Raw genomic sequence first — 16,598 nt, 5'->3', positions numbered from 1 at the left:
CCGAATTATAACAGCTGGCCATCTAATCTGAGAAATTGCACTTATTATCCGAATTTAGGTATCAATTGTTTGAATGCTATTTTCATATAAATGGTGTAAGTGACTTATATATTTTCACATTATCGATTTTATTTTCCTGTAGAAATTCGTTCATCTCTAAAACCAATTTATCTTGGTCTTTTCCGGGACCAATAAAAACACCTTCAATACATGATTTAGGTAACACCATCTCAATATATGGAATATCCATTCCATCCCGTTTTCGATAGAGAATTGGAGTATTATCAGTTTTATCTAGAGAGATAACAGATCTGTGTTCTTGTTCGGCATAAAATGCATGATGCTTTATTGATGTTGCCTCATAAACTAAAGAACTTATAAACCAATCTTTATGGGTACCTAGGTAGTACTCATCATATAAAGATAGTAACGAATCAACTTGCGCTGATAAATTAATATCATTATAAGTTTGAGGGTACCTACATGATTGAACGGAATTTTGTCTAAATGAACCTTCACAGGTTAAGGCTAATGTAACTAAACTCATATTAAAAATCACTGCGCAATTACCGTATGTTCTCCACATTGTTAGCTCGTCCCCTGCTAAACAAAGAGATGAAACGAATATATCCAAATCATCCAAACTATTTATAGTTTCATTTTTGAAAACATTTTTTCTGCGTTAGATAAGTTTTTTGTATCAGCGATGCTATCGACAAGAATTTCTATTCCTTTCAAAACTTCAGAATAATCATTTAAATACTTATAATGAGTTGCCCACAACCTCTCAGTCTTTAAAATACTTTTGACTGCATTCAAGTCTGTATACTGATATATATACATATAATCATGGCCTTTGTTCTTTTGTGGAAATTCAGCAGTATAGCAATCTAGTCTTAAACATTTATCACTTTAAACCGACAAACGCCCCTATTTTTAACGTATTTACCTTATCCACCAAATAGCCAACTGTAAACAATTACTTAATTTCGAACAGATTATGTAATTGCAGAAACACACCCAAATGGGCAGGGCGGGATCACACTTTGTAAATAAACAAATTTTATGATCTAATACCATAAATTTCATCACCTTAAACTTATTATGTCACTCTTCTCACATTTAGAACTCGTCAAAGATAATCGTTCACATATAAATCAGCACCATAACTTAGTTGATGTGCTTTTTCTTATTATTACTGCCGTTACATCAGGGTGTGAAAACTGGCAAGACATTGAAGTCTATGGCGAAAGTAAGCTTAATTGGTTAAGAGGATTTCGTTCTTTCAAAAATGGCATACCCACTCGACATAGTATTGCTCGGATTTTTAGAACCGTTGATACTGACTCATTACTACTCGCGATGTATAGCTGGGTCAATCAAAACCGCGTTAAATCAGCGCATCCTGTCATTGCCTTCGATGGCAAAACTATTCGCGGAGCAAGTAAACACATTGCTGATAAATTACACCTCGTCTCAGCATTTGATTGTGAGGCAGGTCTCACATTATTCCACCAAACAGTTGGCAGTAAGACGAATGAAATACCGGCAGTTCGGGATTTATTGAAAATACTCGATATCAATAACACCGTCATTACACTTGATGCTTTGCACTGCCAAAAAGAAACGCTAAAACAGCTAATTAGCAGACATGCAGATTATCTAGTGCAAGCAAAGGGTAATCAAAAGAAACTTTATAGCGCGATTCAAGATGCATTTACACACCAGTATGAATCTGAAAACTCAGAGATACTTAGTCATGTAACACAAGATGAAGGGCATGGGCGAAAAGAAGTACGCACGATAGATTGTCTTGATGCGCGTTTATTACCGAGTGAAATTAAAGAGAGCTGGCCATCAGTTAGAACAATCGTTGCGGTGCAGCGAGAGCGAACGAAGGGTAATAGAACGAGTATTGACACACATTACTACCTAACATCGTTGACAGACAATATATTGATAAGTAAAGCAATAAGACAACATTGGCTGATAGAAAATCAGCAACACTGGATACTGGATGTCGTATTTAAAGAAGATGCCTGTCAAATACATGAGCCATTAAGTGCGCAACATATGGCACTATTTAGACGCGTCGTTAGGAACATGATAAAGCAGCATACGAAAAGCAAGGGGTCAATAAGAAGTAAGTGTGTAAGAGCTTGTTATGATGATGCTTTTAGAGAAGAACTTCTTTTTGGTTAACATTTTTAACAAAGTATGCTCGCGCCCTGCCCAAATGGGTGAGAACAGTAATATTGGTCCAACAAATACTCCCCATACAAAACATATTATTTTTTGAAAATCAATCGGTGTTATTTAAAAAAGGCGGTTACTTAATTTTAAAGCCTTTAAAAATGGCTCAATTTATACCCGCACAAGCATATTCAACCATAACGCTTTACGATATTATGCTCTTTTATATTTAAATTAACTTTCAGGGCATATAATGACAACGCACACACCGCCTTCCCACTCAGCCAACACAGCTGAACACACCTCTCTTTTTTACGTAATATTTATATCGGCTGTGGCTGCTATTGGTGGCTTTTTGTTTGGTTTTGACTCGGGCGTTATTAACGGCACGGTGTCGGCGCTAGGTAATGCATTTAATTCAAGCAGTGTGGCTACGGGCTTTAATGTAGCGTCTGTGTTACTAGGGTGCGCCCTAGGTGCGCTTGCTGCGGGGCCGCTGGCTGATAAGTTTGGTCGCCGTGCAATTATGATCATCACCGCGATTATTTTTGCCATTAGTGCATTTGGTTCGGGCATTAGCGAAAGCTCTGCGGAGTTTATTTTTTACCGTTTATTTGGTGGTTTAGGTATTGGTGCTGCATCAGTATTAGCGCCAGCTTACATTGCGGAGGTTGCGCCACCAGCACTTCGTGGTCGCTTAGCTACATTACAACAACTCGCTATTGTATTGGGTTTATTTGCTGCTTTTTTAAGTAACTACTTAATTGCTGATGCAGCAGGCAGCGCGCAAAATATTTTAATGCTTGATATAGCCGCTTGGCGCTGGATGTTTTGGGCAGAGCTTGTGCCTGCTGTGTTGTTTTTAGTCGGTGTTTTGTTTATTCCTGAGTCGCCTCGTTATTTAGTGGCGCAAGGTAAAGTGGATGATGCAAAATCGGTATTTAGTAAAATATCGAACGACAATGTTGATGCGCAAATAAGCGATGTTAAACGCTCATTGCATAGCGACACAAAGCCAAGCATTCGCGATTTATTTATTGATAACAGTAAAAAAGTACACCCAATTGTTTGGGTGGGTGTTGCGCTGAGTGTATTTCAGCAATTTGTGGGTATTAACGTGGTGTTTTATTACGGCTCTGAGCTTTGGCAAGCCGCTGGGTTTGATGAGTCGCAATCGCTATTTATAAATGTACTCGCAGGTACTACTAATATTGTATCAACCTTTATTGCCATTGCCCTAGTTGACAAAATTGGCCGTAAACCACTGTTATTAGTAGGCAGTATTGGTATGTTTATTAGCTTAAGCGCGCTTACTTATATATTTGGCAGTGCAGGCCTTGATGAAGCAGGCAAACTTGCCCTTAGCGATAACATGGGTACGTTTGCGCTTATTATGGCTAACTTATTTGTGGTATTTTTTGGCTTAAGTTGGGGCCCTGTTGTATGGGTATTATTAGGCGAAATGTTTAATAATCGTATTCGTGGGGCAGCGCTTGCTGTTGCGGCTAGTGCGCAGTGGATTGCTAACTTTGCCATTACCATGACCTTCCCTATTATGCTTGCCAACATTGGCCTTGCCGGTGCTTATGGCTTTTATGCGTTATCGGCCCTTATAAGTATATTTTTTGTTGTTAAATACATAAAAGAAACACGCGGTAAAACGCTCGAATCTATGTAATATCAATCTACATAGTCAGTAATGGCGAGGCTACTCGCCATTTAGCTACGAGCTTTAAAACTCAAATAATACACCCAATTGAGTTGTTTCATTGCGGCCGAACTCAACTTCAGTACTCGCATACGAAAGTGAAAGTAAAACCAGATCACCCAGCGGTACTTCAAGTCTTACTTTATAAGTAAAATCAGTTCCTGAAAACTCCTCTTTTGCCTCAGGACCTGGGTTTAAAAAAAACCCTTGTTTAGTGTCTAATTCCCAGCGCGATAAGCCAACCATTGGCACAACCCTAAAGTGTGTTGCTAAATCAAATGAATACCCTATCATTGCCTTAAATTCATACGTTTCGTAACTATCAAAAGTACCAAATAATACATCACTTGATGTATAGGCTAAATTAGCCTCTGTGACTACATTGTTTTCAAACTTATAACCGAGTATATAACCAAGCGAAAACCCGTCGGTGTCAAAATCTTCTTTTAAAATTGCAAAATCTTTATCTACTTTTATTTTTCCTGTACCAAGCTCAACGCCCATTCTTATTTGAGCCTCATTGGCATGTGTAGTAAAACTACTCATTAACAATGTGAATGCACTAAGTGTGATTATTTTTTTCATTTTATTATCCAATATTGAGTTGACCTTAAAACGACACTTTGTTGCTCCAAGGGTGTGTTCAATATATGATATTAAGCGTACCCTAATTAATCCACGGACATAACCGGACATTTTAAGTATTGCGTTAGGAAACCTTTTGTCAGAATTGAAATCCCTCCTAAGCCGTAAAATATTTAATACCGACTTACAAGAGTGAAAATTGAACAATTCAAAAACTGCCCTTCTAAATCGAGGGCAATTACAGCAATATATAATAGAGCAATCGATAAAGCATTTATGGCTTGCCAATCAAATAGGTGTAAGCGAAAAAACCCTTACTCGATGGCTTAATGGCTCAGTTACAAGAATACGTCTGAGTAATTTAAATAAGCTTGCGAGTGCTTTAAATTGTGAAAAAGGAAGCTTGATTGCCCGTTCAGAAGTGGATATTTACCCGAGTGAAGAGAACCGAGATATTTTAGTAAATGAATTGCATAACGATGGGCTTTTGTATGAACTAATGATGAGCAGTAAAATTAAGCTCGCTATTTCTTTAATTAAATCAACATTTCACTCCGCATTACCAAGCGCTATTGTGGCCAACTTCTATATTAAACTTGGTTATGCCGCGCTTATTCATCGTCAATATGAAAAAGCACTACAATATTTTGATAAAGGCCTTAATAAAGCAATTAAAGTGAATGATCTTCCGTTAGTGTTTTCTGCTAATTTAGGCACTGCAATTACTTTACTATTCTCTTGTGAGTTTAAAAGATCACACCATTACTTAGTAATATGTAATGCCACATTACAACACGCGAACCAAGAAAAGGCTCACTATTACAGCACAAATGCACTTTTCTATTTATATTCTGGTGATATAAACGCTGCAATCCAATCAGCTAATTTATGCTTAAACGAATGTGATATAACAACCGATTCAATAGAAAAGAATCTATTTAAGAGTACCGCTTTACAGCTGCTCGGCGCGTGTTATTTGTTACAAGGCGATATTGAATTAGCGTATACACTTTGCGCTGAATCACTAAACGTAGCCAATCTATCTGGGTATAATCGCTGTGTTGCGGTATCAAAAGGATACTTAGCCGCTATTCATTGCACAAACGCAAACTATGTACTTGCAGAGCAACTTATAGCCCAGAGTATTGCCTTAGTAAGTGACGAAGATATTGCACTACCGAGCTTGTTGTGTATCTCATTATTTATTTACCGAAAAACTGGGAACAGTTCAAAATTCGCGGTTTCTTTAAACGCACTAAACAAAATTTGTAACACCGCTACAGTCCCTAACACCTTTGCTATATATCAACTTTATTTAATAAATATAGAGCAGGGTGAGATGCACAAGGCATCTGAAAAATTAACACATATTGAAAACACACTAACTCAGCTCTCACTCCCGCTTTGGCAGCCATGGTTAACTAAGCTAAGCTAGTATGTTTTCAATATGTTAGTAAATCTCTTAACCAGAGTTCAGGTTATGTAGTTTTATTGCACTCATTTGTAAAAACTCACTTATTAGCTAGCTAATTTAATTAAGCTGCCAAGGCTTAATAAATTTTTCCAGATCCGCTTTTGTGACTGGTTTTTGTAAATAATGCGTAATGCCTTTTTTAAATAATTTTGCTATTTGAACATCATCTGTGAGACCCGACAAGATAGCTTTTGGTGTATCAGTATTTAAAGTACTTTTGCTTACTAACTGCTGCGCTACATCACTGCCAAATATTTCTGGCATACATTCATCTAAAAGCAGTAAATCAAATTGATTATTTAAAGCTAGCGTTAATGCACTAGCACCGTTATCTGCACATGTTACCGAACAACCGAGCATTTCAAGCATCACTTTAGTCGCTACTTGACTTGGTAAGCTATCGTCAGCAACTAATACAGACAAGCGTTTTTGGGCAAACAATGAAGTTCGAATAGCGACCAAATCTGTATCAAAAAAGGGCCATCCAAGCACATTGCCTGATAATTCTATGTCTTTATTTAGTTCATCAACTTTACCAATAGCATAAAATTTTATACTGTTTTTTAAAAAGTTAGTATCCAGCTTTCGCATTAGAGAATGACTATTTAAGTGTCGTAAGTCCTCGAGTTGTAGAAATTCATTACAAGTATTTTCGTATAATCTAAAATTAAAAGCATACAGCTCATGAGTGTGCGCTGACATTATTGAACAGCTTTTAAATAATGTTTCGCAATCAGTTAAAACACCAACATTTTGATTAAGCTTAAGTGCTAAATCAATAGGTTGTTTGGTAACTAACAGACCATGCACATCAAATGTATTTTCTTGGTTAGCATCATCTATCCAATAGCAAACATTAACTCCTAAAGTATTCGCTCTAACTTTTAGCACAAAATTATCATTTACTGACTTCAAAGCAGGAATAATAAATTTTTCGCATTGCGCTAAAACGTGTTCATAAGGCGTATGTAAACATACGTAATTGCATTGCAACTCATTGATTAAAGTAATTGACATATACCGCTCTTGTGTTTCGCAGTATTTACCTATTACCCCTTGGATAATCTTTAAAATATGGCTTTGAGTATTCATATGTATCTTATGTAACTTTGTATACTTAGCTTAAATCAAGTTACATGCCACATTTATAATGTATTCTTTATTAAATATATTCAATAGCTTAAAAATCAATATTAAAAACACTTTAGCCGCATTCGCATTTTAAAAATCATAATGCGAAGCATATTGGGGTGACTTCCTGTATTTATGCTTTATTAGAACAGTCCAATCGATTTTTTGCGCTTTAAAATATTTTTTAATCATTTAAACTGATATCAATCAAATAAAGGAGAGCATTATGCTAACAGTAATTTTTGGCCGTGAAGGCTGCCCATTTTGTGTACGCGCCAAAGACGTAGCAGAGCAATTAACAAATGAACGTGATGACTTTAAATTTCGTTACATCGATATAATTAAAGAAGGCATTAGTAAGGCCGATCTTGAAAAGTCAGCTGGTAAACCTTGCCCTACCGTTCCACAAATTTTTGTGGATCAAAATCACATCGGTGGATTTACCGAATTTGAAGCTTACGCAAAAGAAAACCTAGGCTTGTACAAATAAGCGTTGTATTAAATATGTTAACCAGTTTAATAAACCCCAAATTAAACTGGTTAAATTTCGACCAACATCAAACACATAGAAATTAGTTTCAATTTATACAAGCATTTGCCTCGCGAATCCTATATAATGCGCGCCTCTTTAAATTCGTTGAGGCGTATTAATGTCAGAACCAGTCACGTTTGAATCTCTAAATCTTTCTCCTGCAATTTTGAAGGCAGTTGAAGAGTTGGGTTACAAGACACCATCTGAAATCCAAGCTCAATGTATACCGTTATTGCTAGAAAGAAAGGACGTACTGGGACTAGCTCAAACGGGTACAGGTAAAACCGCAGCATTTGCACTGCCATTACTAAATAATATTGACCCGTCTGTGAAACAGCCACAGATCCTTGTACTCACACCAACACGTGAGCTTGCGATCCAAGTTGCTGAGGCATTCGAACAATATGCTAAACATGTTCGTGGTATTGAAGTATTGGCACTCTATGGTGGCCAAAGCTACAGTATCCAATTAAGCGCACTTCGTCGTGGCGCTCAGGTTATTGTTGCAACTCCAGGTCGTTTAATCGATCACATTAACCGTGGCACTATCAAGTTTGATGCTCTACAAGCACTTGTACTTGATGAAGCCGATGAAATGTTACGTATGGGCTTTATCGATGATGTAGAAAACATCATGGAAAAAACTCCGCGCGAAAAGCAAACATGTCTTTTCTCTGCGACTATGCCTAAGCAAATTCAAAACATCAGCAGCAAATATATGAACAATCCTGAACAGGTTCATATTTCTGCGCGTAACTCGACAGTATCATCTGTTGAGCAAGTGTTTTGGAATGCAAGCGTACATAAAAATAAAGCAATTGTTCGCTTCTTAGAAGCTGAGCAATATGAAGGTGCTATTGTTTTCGTTCGTACACGTAACGATACAGTACAACTTGCTGAGTTATTAGAGCGCGAAGGTTTCTCTGCTGCTCCACTTAACGGTGACATGAACCAGCAAGCACGTGAACGCACTGTAGATCGCTTAAAAAGTGGCATGCTAAACATTGTTATTGCAACAGATGTAGCAGCTCGTGGTCTAGATGTTGACCGTTTAAGCTTAGTTATCAACTACGATATCCCACAAGATTCTGAAGCCTACGTTCACCGTATCGGCCGTACAGGTCGTGCTGGTCGTACTGGTAAAGCAATCTTATTCGTAAAACATAACGAACGTTATTTACTTAAAAATATCATTCGTCATACGAAGTCTGAAATTGCTCAAGTTGAATTACCTACAGCAAAAATTGTTGAAGAAAAACGTATTGAAGCGTTACAAGCAAAATTAACTATTGCGCTTGAAAACAAAGACATCACGTTCTTCAATGAAGTAACGACTAACATGGCTGAAAAACTTGACCTTCCTCTTGAAAGCTTAGCGGGTGCGTTACTGTGTTTAGCACAGCAACAGTCGCCAATTAAAGTTGAAGAAGTTAAGATTCAACCTCGTGAACGTAACGAGCGTAACGACCGCAACCCACGTAATGATCGTGGTGACCGTGGACGTCGTAACGAACGTGGCGGCGAACGTGGTGGTGAACGCGCTGAGCGTAAACCTCGCGAACGTAACAGCCGTGATGCAGGTCCTATGGATACTTACCGTATCGAAGTAGGTCGTGAACATGGTGTTCAGGTTAAAAACATTGTTGGCGCTATCGCTAACGAAGCTGACATCTCAAGCAAGTTTATTGGTGATATTCGTCTACACGACAATCACAGCACGGTTCAGTTACCGCAAAACATGCCTAAAGATGTACTTGATCACTTCCAAAAAGTGTTTATTTGTAAACGCCCAATGGGCTTAACAATCACTGAAGATCAAGGCCCTTCTGAGCCACGCGGCGAGCGTTCTGAACGCCCTGCTGGTGACAAGAAGCGTAGCTTTAATAAAGAAGGCCAACGCCCTGATAAGCGTAGCGGTCCTCGTAAAGAACGTCGCCCAGTAAGCTTCACAGCTAAGTAAGCAACGACTCTTTAGTAAAAAAACCTTGGCATGAAAGTGCCAAGGTTTTTTTGTTTTAAGACTCTAAACTTAAAACACTCAGTATAAAACTTATCCCCCTTACATTTCGCCAGAAAAAACCAAATCAATCCCAGTAATACTCGATACACCCGCTCAATCCTGCCATGCAATAGTGTGTAATATTTAGTCAACATTTTATCAACTATAATATTTGTAGAGTAAGGAATACTTCCTTATTTGCTGTACAGCTCATCAAACTTAAATGGAGATTTATCATGTCAAATACACTTACAATTCTACCAAACCCAAAAACTATTGCAGTAGCAAACACAACACCTTCTAATGCTAAAGAACTGGCTACAAGCGATACTGAAACTTGGCAGATCTCAGAAAAAAAAGGGACTATTTCAGGTGTCGGGGTAACAGTATCAGGTGCAGGTGCTTGGGCAAAAATGTCTGGCTCTTTTGATTTCTCGATTGTGAATCTAGAAAGCTCTAGCACATACCAAAAAATGGTTTCTGAATACAGCATATCGGGTGGTGTTAGTGGCTTTTGGGGATGGCTTGGTTTCGGTGCAAATGCCGAAACACACAAACAAGACATCAAAGAAACAATGCAAGAACTTAGTCAACAGCAAAAAGTCAATGGCTCTGTGGATGTTGACCTTATGGTCACTGGTTTGATCCCAGGCTTTGAAGTAAGTGCCACGGCATATATTCTGGTACTACAGATCCAAAGCTCATCTGGAGCGACATATAATATTGCTTCATCAACAAGTCCATCGACTGATGTTGGCGCACAAGATCAAAACCAGCAAAACCTACCTACTTCAAATAATAATTCAACTATCAGTCTATAAATAGCAAATGGAAGATCATCAAAGTAACTATGCTTTGATGATCTTCCACTTATCAACACACGCAAACTGCTAATTAAGGAAAAATCATGAGGCTATTTACTGCTCTACTACTTATTTTAATAACTTCAGCCGCCAAGGCGGAACCTGCCGTAATATCAGCTATAAATGATAACTTGAGTTCTACGGTATGGACGGATAACTTTAAAATTAGTTTAGCTTTTACTGACACTAGTTATGAAATACAAGAAACGAGCGTTACCCCCTCTCCTTTTGTGATCAATAGGAAAGATAATCTTATTTTCTCTACTTTTACCAGTTTCAGTGATCAAAAAGAAATAATCATTAAAGATATTACCGGGGACGGTCTGCCAGACATACGTATAACAAAGATGCTCAATAAAAATGGTGGCGTTATATCCACCGCTACAGAAAAAATTATAATTAGCTATCAGAAGTGAAGTTGATTTTAACCTTGCGACGCTGGCTAACAAAACTCTCAGCACATTTTTAGAAAAACAATAGACGCTAAGGCTTTCTACAAGTCATATTAATTGAACAGCTTTTATTATTAGGAGCACATGATGATGACTGTGTACACGTCATTTCAAAGTTGCTTTCGTAAGTACCTCGTAAGAAGTTGCCTAAACTTAAATTAAATGCCTCACCTTTATCATGATGTAGTTGAAAACTCGCCATATCATTATTTGCAGTTACGGAACCAGCTATCTCTTTGCAATAATAATTCCCTGTTCTAACGCATACATTCGTTGATTCTTGTCCAGTCGCTACAATTAGAAATTTTAATTGTTCCGACGACTCTGGCTCTAATACCTTACTTCCTGATTTGCAAATGAATGAGTGGATATAAACAAAAGATTAATACCCATAAATAATAGCAATAACTTTTTCACCGCCTCTCCTCCTTAAATTTAAATTCCACAGCCTAAAATACAAGCAAATACTCTTATACACAAACTCTTGATTAAAGAATTTTAATTTTTAAAAATTTCTTTTTATTACAATACAGAAGTTCCAATCCACTGTTGGTAATCATCGAAATGTTTATCGCCTTTTCAAACAAGAAAGCCCCGCCACAATGTGGTGAGGCTTTTCTTCTTCAAGTGATGCTATTACGGCGCTACCGCTGGATACACATAGCTGGCATCAAGCCCTAATGGAATACCGAGTGCCCAGTAGCCTAGCAAGAAGATACTCCAGCCAATCATAAAGGCGATTGAATACGGTAGCATCATCGCGATAAGCGTACCAATGCCTGTGCCTTTAACGTATTTTTGGCAGTACACCACCACGAGTGGGAAATATGGCATGAGCGGAGTGATAATATTAGAGCTTGAATCACCCACGCGATACGCCGCTTGAGTTAAGTCTGGCGAAATACCGAGTTGCATTAGCATAGGCACAAATACCGGTCCTAATAGCGCCCATTTAGCAGAGCTTGAACCTACAAATAAGTTTACAAAACCGGTTAGGAAAATAATGCCCACAACCGTCACAGAGCTTGGTAACTCCATTGCTTTTAATACTTGAGCCCCTTCAATTGCCAGTAATGCACCTAGGTTTGATTTACTAAACGCGGCAATAAATAATGAACAAAAGAATGCCATAACAATGTAATACGCCATACCATTCATGGCTTTGCTCATCGCGTCTATCATATCTTTAGAGGTTTTAAAGGTGCCGACGGTAAAACCATACACTGCGCCTGGGATCCAAAATAATAAAAATATCAGCGGTACTATTGATTGCATTAGTGGTGAACTAAAGTTTGTTAAAGAACCATCGCTGCTGCGCATTGCTGAATCAACTGGGGCTGACACATAGGCTAATAACGCAATACCAGCAATCATAACGGCACTGGCAATAAGAAAGGCACGCTTTTCGTCACCACGTGCATCTTCAAATACAGGTAAATCCTCTTTAACACCATCAACCGCTGTTTTTTGTAAACGTGGTTCAATAATTTTATCGGTAATGTACCAGCCTAATGCCACAATAAATAAGCTAGATGCTGAAGCAAATGCCCAGTTATTTAACGGGTTAATTGTTATTGCAGGATTAATTATTTGCGCCGCACTTTGGGTAAAGCTTTGTAGTAATGGGTCGATACCTGATGGAATAAAGTTAGCCCCAAAACCACCACTGACTCCTGCAAATGCAGCTGCAATACCCGCAAGCGGATGGCGTCCTGCAGCATAAAATATAACACCGGCAAGTGGAATAACTAATACATAACCTGCGTCAGTAGCGGTATGGCTCACAATGGCCACTAAAATGATTGAAGGCGTTAATAGCTTTTTAGGAGTCACTTTAAGCATTAACTTAAGGCCGGTATTAATAAAGCCCGAATGCTCTGCAACCCCCACACCTAACATAGCTACTAAAACGACACCTAATGGAGCAAACCCTGTAAAGGTTTTTATCATTGATGATAAAAAGGTAGCATGCGAATCACTTGCCAGCATATTATTAATAATAATCGCTTCACCGGTACGTGGGTCTATTGCATCAAAACTCACGCTTGAAAACCACCACGACAAAAACCAAATTAATAACATTGCAAATAGAAATATTACTGCTGGATCTGGAAGCTTATTTCCTACTCGCTCAACAAAATTTAAAAAACGCGCTACAACCCCTGAAGGTAAAGCGTCTTGATTATTATTCATTTTTACCGCTCCTAAAGTTTATTTTAGTAACAATACCGCACAAAAACGAAACGGTAAATTAACATAAAAATTTGCTTTAAAAATTTTTGGCACAAAAAAACACGATAGTGATAAACAAATCGTGTTTTTTTGCCACTTAGGGTTAAGCGAGGGCTTTAACTTCATCCCACAAGCGTGCAACTAATGTTTTGTCTTCTTCGTTAAGCTCGCCGTTGCGATATGCTTTAACTAAGCTTTGCTCTACTGTTTCGTTTAGCTCATCGATACTAATTGTTAGCTTTTCTACTTCGGCATAGCCTACTGCAAGATCATAGTGGCCTCGTAAATAGCCGCCTGCAAATAACTCATCGTCAGTTGCTTTTATTACTAAATCATCGAAGTACTGCTGAGCTGCATCGATATAGTTCACTAAACTCATTTATTAATCTCCTGGTTTTGCAAAGCACCTGTATTTTCAAGGTTGTGGTGCCCTACTGCATACATAATATGGTCGTTAAATCCGGTGGTTACTTTAATATAACCCGTTAATTCATCATCTAATTCGCCATCGCCTGTATCACAAATAAGGGGGCGACCATTAAGCGCTTGTAGTTTTGTTTTTGTTGCTACTACAATAATATTTTCTTTACCAATTGCGCGTATAAGCACAGGACTCAATTGCTGGTTACCACGGCCAAATATATGCCCTTGCCCGCCAATGAGCGTAATGACTAACTTAGTACTTTGATCATGTGTAAGCTCAAGCAATTGCTTAGCCGTTAAATCTTGGGCAACTAAGGTTTGATCTTTTATTAAGTCAACGCCAAGTAACGTATTTTCAAGCCCCATTTCTTCCATTATGGCTTCAACCGTTGAGCCGCTACCCATAATATAAAATGTGTCTTCATCCATTTGCGATACAACATGCGCTGCAATGTCGGCAAGTACGAGTTCGTCGGTTTCTTTACCGCCATTTTTAACCGCTTGCATATAGCGTACTTCGCTAGGTGTTTGCATTTCGCCGTAGCGTTTGGCTTTTACTGTGCCTTGTCTGAAAGCATCTTCATCTATATCCATTACATCTGCATCGGCTAAGGTAACTAACTCACCCTTAACCAGCATTTCGACTACGCGCCCTGCAGCCTTTGGCGTGATAGCGTAAACACCAGAATGAATTTTACAGCCTGCGGGAATACCAAGTACGGGAATGGTATCTTCTATTGCATGGCAAATATTACGCGCTGTACCGTCGCCTCCAGCAAATAAAACTAAATCAACACCAAAGTCTTTAAGTATTTTTGCTGCTTGCTCTGTGTCATCTGGGGTTGTTATTGCTGCAGTGTTGTATACAACCTCTACATTAAAGCCCAAAGCTTTTGCTGTTTTCTCACCCATGTCACCGTTAACAGTGTAAATGGTTAAGCGCTCTTTATAAGGCAATAGCACCTCAAGCGCTGCTTTTGTACGGCTATTTGCTTTTGGTTCTGCACCTAATTCGATTGCTTTAGCGGCTGTGTGTGCGCCATCACTGCCTTTTAAAGCAACTGTTCCGCCTAAACCTGCTACTGGGTTTACAATTAAGCCTAATTTAAACGCCATTACAAAGCTCCTTCGGGTGTTGCCAATTAAATTGCTGCGCTGTTAAAGGCCACGGTGTATTGTAAAAACCACAGAGTGCTTTTAAAAGTGACCCTGTACGAGAGTTAAAGCCATTTTCGATTAGCGATAATACCCGTGCATGTACTCGCTGCTGAAAATCAAACCGACACGTTTGCTCGCCGTTTAAGTTATCCACCGACACATTAAAATTAAACCCTGCTGCGGTGCTTAATAACCACTCTATAGCTTGGGGCTTTATTTCTACGCTTTCAAACTCAGCTTGTTTTTGTTTGTCGCGCCCGTCTGGGCAGTACCAATAACCGTAATCTTCTACTAGCCGACGTTTATCGCCTGCAACCAACCAGTGCGCTATTTCATGCAGTGCACTGGCATAAAAACCATGCGCAAATACAACTTGGTGATATGGCACCTGCTCTGTTGCTGGTAAATACACAGGCTCACAATCGCCTTTTATCAGTCGTGTATTGTGACTTTGATAAAAAGTGCGCTCAAAAATTGAAATTAGATCAGCTATTTGGTGCATAAAAATTGATTAATTCGTCTCGGTTACAGCGCCATATTAGCGCACTAAAAACGAGACGAATTGTACGGGCTTTTACAACTAAAGTAAAAATAAGGCGGGATAGTAAAATATAAGCGGATTAATCTTTCACTTTATTGATATTTTTAATAATACCTAAACAGTAAAGCGTATTGGCAAATTCTTTACGCTGTGTTTTTTCACTTGAGGTTTTATTGGCTAAGCTAGTTAACATATCGTACCGTTTACGTAGAGTTAGTATATATCTGGCATGCTTACGGCATTCAAAACAACGTGTACAGTGTGAATCGACCCAAAAATCAAGTACCTCAAACCAATATTGCTGCTCTTGAGCAAAAAAAATAAATGCCTTAGAGCAACTTTCGCACTTCTCTTCAATATCAACATAAAGTGCCCGAGGGTCAATGGCATAGTTTTGCTTTTTTATATCTGCCAATATTACCGTATCAGGGAAGTATTTAAGCCTCGAGTAACGCCAGTGCGCATTCTCTATCGCCTCTATTGTCACTGAGGTATTGGTAGATATCGGTTTATTGCCATACCTTAGGTGATTTAGATACATGAGCTGCCTAGTTTAAAACTTATGATTTTAAGGCATAGAACATGCCATATGAAAAATAATAATTATACAGGCGTTCCTGCTTCATCACACTCTACAATATCGGTTTCGGTTAATGCCTGAGTGATCCATACTTGCAATACTGGGCAGCGCATAACAAAGTCACAATATTGTTGCGCCTCTGGCGATAACGTAATTTGATAGGTTTTTAAGCGCAGTACAACAGGCACATACATGGCATCAGCAATACTAAAGTCACCAAAAAACCACTCATTTGGAAACACATCTTGTTGCTGTGCAAATATCTCGTCTATACGGGCTATGTCTTTTAGTGCTTCGCTCGATAGGTCTACTTTACGGGTAGCTCTTATATTCATTGGCATTTCGCTGCGCAACGCCATAAAGCCTGAATGCATTTCAGCGCTTAGCGCACGCGCTTTAGCTCTTTGAGTAATATATTTTGGCCATGCAGCGCCAGATAAGTAAGCATCGTTAATATATTCACAAATTGCTAGTGAATCCCAAACCTGTAAATCACCATCGATTAACGCTGGAACTTTTTGCAAAGCAAAGGTCTTTTTTAGTTCATTGTAAAAGTCGGGGGTGTCGAGTACCAGCTGGGTTTCTTCAAACGGTATATTAAATTTACTCATCAAATACCAAGCTCGGAGCGACCAACTAGAGTAATTTTTGTTTCCAATAAATAAATGCATTTAAATTTCTCACTAAGTAATACATATTTGGGAAAATGAATAACCTGAACACTGGA

General features: G+C 38.5%; 16 protein-coding genes. 7 read left to right on the top strand and 9 right to left on the bottom strand.

Annotated elements, in window-relative coordinates; all coding sequences use genetic code 11:
- Positions 1-82: 82 nt before the first annotated feature.
- Positions 83-547: a hypothetical protein gene (locus tag AC0VZ4_RS06385; protein ID WP_475441231.1), complete on the bottom strand. Its 465-nt coding sequence runs from the start codon at positions 545-547 to the stop codon at positions 83-85.
- A 557-nt stretch (positions 548-1,104) separates the two neighbouring features.
- Here AC0VZ4_RS06385 and AC0VZ4_RS06380 point away from each other — a divergent pair.
- Positions 1,105-2,202 (top strand): ISAs1-like element ISPsesp1 family transposase, encoded by a 1,098-nt coding sequence (locus tag AC0VZ4_RS06380; protein ID WP_475439755.1) that lies wholly within the window; start codon positions 1,105-1,107, stop codon positions 2,200-2,202.
- Positions 2,203-2,446: 244 nt separating this feature from the next.
- Positions 2,447-3,871 carry a sugar porter family MFS transporter gene (locus AC0VZ4_RS06375; RefSeq protein WP_475441230.1) on the top strand — a complete coding sequence of 475 codons (1,425 nt, stop codon included), beginning with the start codon at positions 2,447-2,449 and terminating at the stop codon, positions 3,869-3,871.
- A 54-nt stretch (positions 3,872-3,925) separates the two neighbouring features.
- On the opposite strand, the gene AC0VZ4_RS06370 is transcribed toward AC0VZ4_RS06375, so the two are convergent.
- A complete protein-coding gene (locus tag AC0VZ4_RS06370) occupies positions 3,926-4,486 on the bottom strand; it encodes an outer membrane beta-barrel protein (RefSeq protein WP_242401498.1) in 561 nt (186 codons plus the stop codon).
- A 199-nt stretch (positions 4,487-4,685) separates the two neighbouring features.
- On the opposite strand from AC0VZ4_RS06370, the gene AC0VZ4_RS06365 reads away from it, so the two are divergent.
- Positions 4,686-5,921 (top strand): helix-turn-helix domain-containing protein, encoded by a 1,236-nt coding sequence (locus tag AC0VZ4_RS06365; RefSeq protein ID WP_008138531.1) that lies wholly within the window; start codon positions 4,686-4,688, stop codon positions 5,919-5,921.
- Between the two features lie 96 nt (positions 5,922-6,017).
- On the opposite strand, the gene AC0VZ4_RS06360 is transcribed toward AC0VZ4_RS06365, so the two are convergent.
- Positions 6,018-6,977, bottom strand: a complete 960-nt coding sequence (locus AC0VZ4_RS06360) for a response regulator (protein ID WP_475441229.1) — start codon at positions 6,975-6,977, stop codon at positions 6,018-6,020.
- 340 nt (positions 6,978-7,317) lie between these two features.
- Here AC0VZ4_RS06360 and AC0VZ4_RS06355 point away from each other — a divergent pair, with 340 nt between their 5' ends.
- The 4 genes from AC0VZ4_RS06355 (at position 7,318) to AC0VZ4_RS06340 (ending at position 10,901) form a co-directional block, all read left to right on the top strand.
- A complete protein-coding gene (locus AC0VZ4_RS06355) occupies positions 7,318-7,581 on the top strand; it encodes a GrxA family glutaredoxin (protein ID WP_007378969.1) in 264 nt (87 codons plus the stop codon).
- 160 nt (positions 7,582-7,741) lie between these two features.
- A complete protein-coding gene (locus tag AC0VZ4_RS06350; RefSeq protein ID WP_475441228.1) occupies positions 7,742-9,583 on the top strand; it encodes a DEAD/DEAH box helicase in 1,842 nt (613 codons plus the stop codon).
- Positions 9,584-9,858: 275 nt separating this feature from the next.
- On the top strand, positions 9,859-10,443 hold the full coding sequence (locus AC0VZ4_RS06345; RefSeq protein ID WP_475441227.1) for a hypothetical protein: 585 nt from the start codon (positions 9,859-9,861) through the stop codon (positions 10,441-10,443).
- Positions 10,444-10,529: 86 nt separating this feature from the next.
- On the top strand, positions 10,530-10,901 hold the full coding sequence (locus AC0VZ4_RS06340; protein WP_475441226.1) for a hypothetical protein: 372 nt from the start codon (positions 10,530-10,532) through the stop codon (positions 10,899-10,901).
- A 672-nt stretch (positions 10,902-11,573) separates the two neighbouring features.
- Here AC0VZ4_RS06340 and AC0VZ4_RS06335 read toward each other — a convergent pair.
- The 6 genes from AC0VZ4_RS06335 to AC0VZ4_RS06310 form a co-directional block, all read right to left on the bottom strand.
- Entirely contained in the window at positions 11,574-13,130 is a 1,557-nt protein-coding gene (locus AC0VZ4_RS06335; protein ID WP_475441225.1) for an AbgT family transporter, read from the bottom strand.
- 142 nt (positions 13,131-13,272) lie between these two features.
- On the bottom strand, positions 13,273-13,548 hold the full coding sequence (locus tag AC0VZ4_RS06330; protein WP_007377754.1) for a YfcL family protein: 276 nt from the start codon (positions 13,546-13,548) through the stop codon (positions 13,273-13,275).
- Entirely contained in the window at positions 13,545-14,708 is a 1,164-nt protein-coding gene (locus AC0VZ4_RS06325; RefSeq protein WP_475441224.1) for an ATP-NAD kinase family protein, read from the bottom strand. The genes AC0VZ4_RS06330 and AC0VZ4_RS06325 overlap by 4 nt, the downstream gene beginning before the upstream one ends.
- Positions 14,698-15,252: an elongation factor P hydroxylase gene (locus AC0VZ4_RS06320; RefSeq protein ID WP_475441223.1), complete on the bottom strand. Its 555-nt coding sequence runs from the start codon at positions 15,250-15,252 to the stop codon at positions 14,698-14,700. Before AC0VZ4_RS06320 ends, AC0VZ4_RS06325 begins: the two co-directional genes overlap by 11 nt.
- Positions 15,253-15,370: 118 nt before the next feature.
- Positions 15,371-15,832 carry a zinc-ribbon domain containing protein gene (locus tag AC0VZ4_RS06315; RefSeq protein WP_475441222.1) on the bottom strand — a complete coding sequence of 154 codons (462 nt, stop codon included), beginning with the start codon at positions 15,830-15,832 and terminating at the stop codon, positions 15,371-15,373.
- A gap of 62 nt (positions 15,833-15,894) precedes the next feature.
- Positions 15,895-16,542 (bottom strand): glutathione S-transferase family protein, encoded by a 648-nt coding sequence (locus AC0VZ4_RS06310; protein WP_033028253.1) that lies wholly within the window; start codon positions 16,540-16,542, stop codon positions 15,895-15,897.
- Between the last annotated feature and the right edge of the window lie 56 nt (positions 16,543-16,598).

This window comes from Pseudoalteromonas sp. QJM3NY_22, from assembly GCF_056173065.1.
The sequence above is the reverse complement of the archived record's forward strand: the minus strand, read 5'-3'. Positions and strand labels throughout refer to the sequence as shown.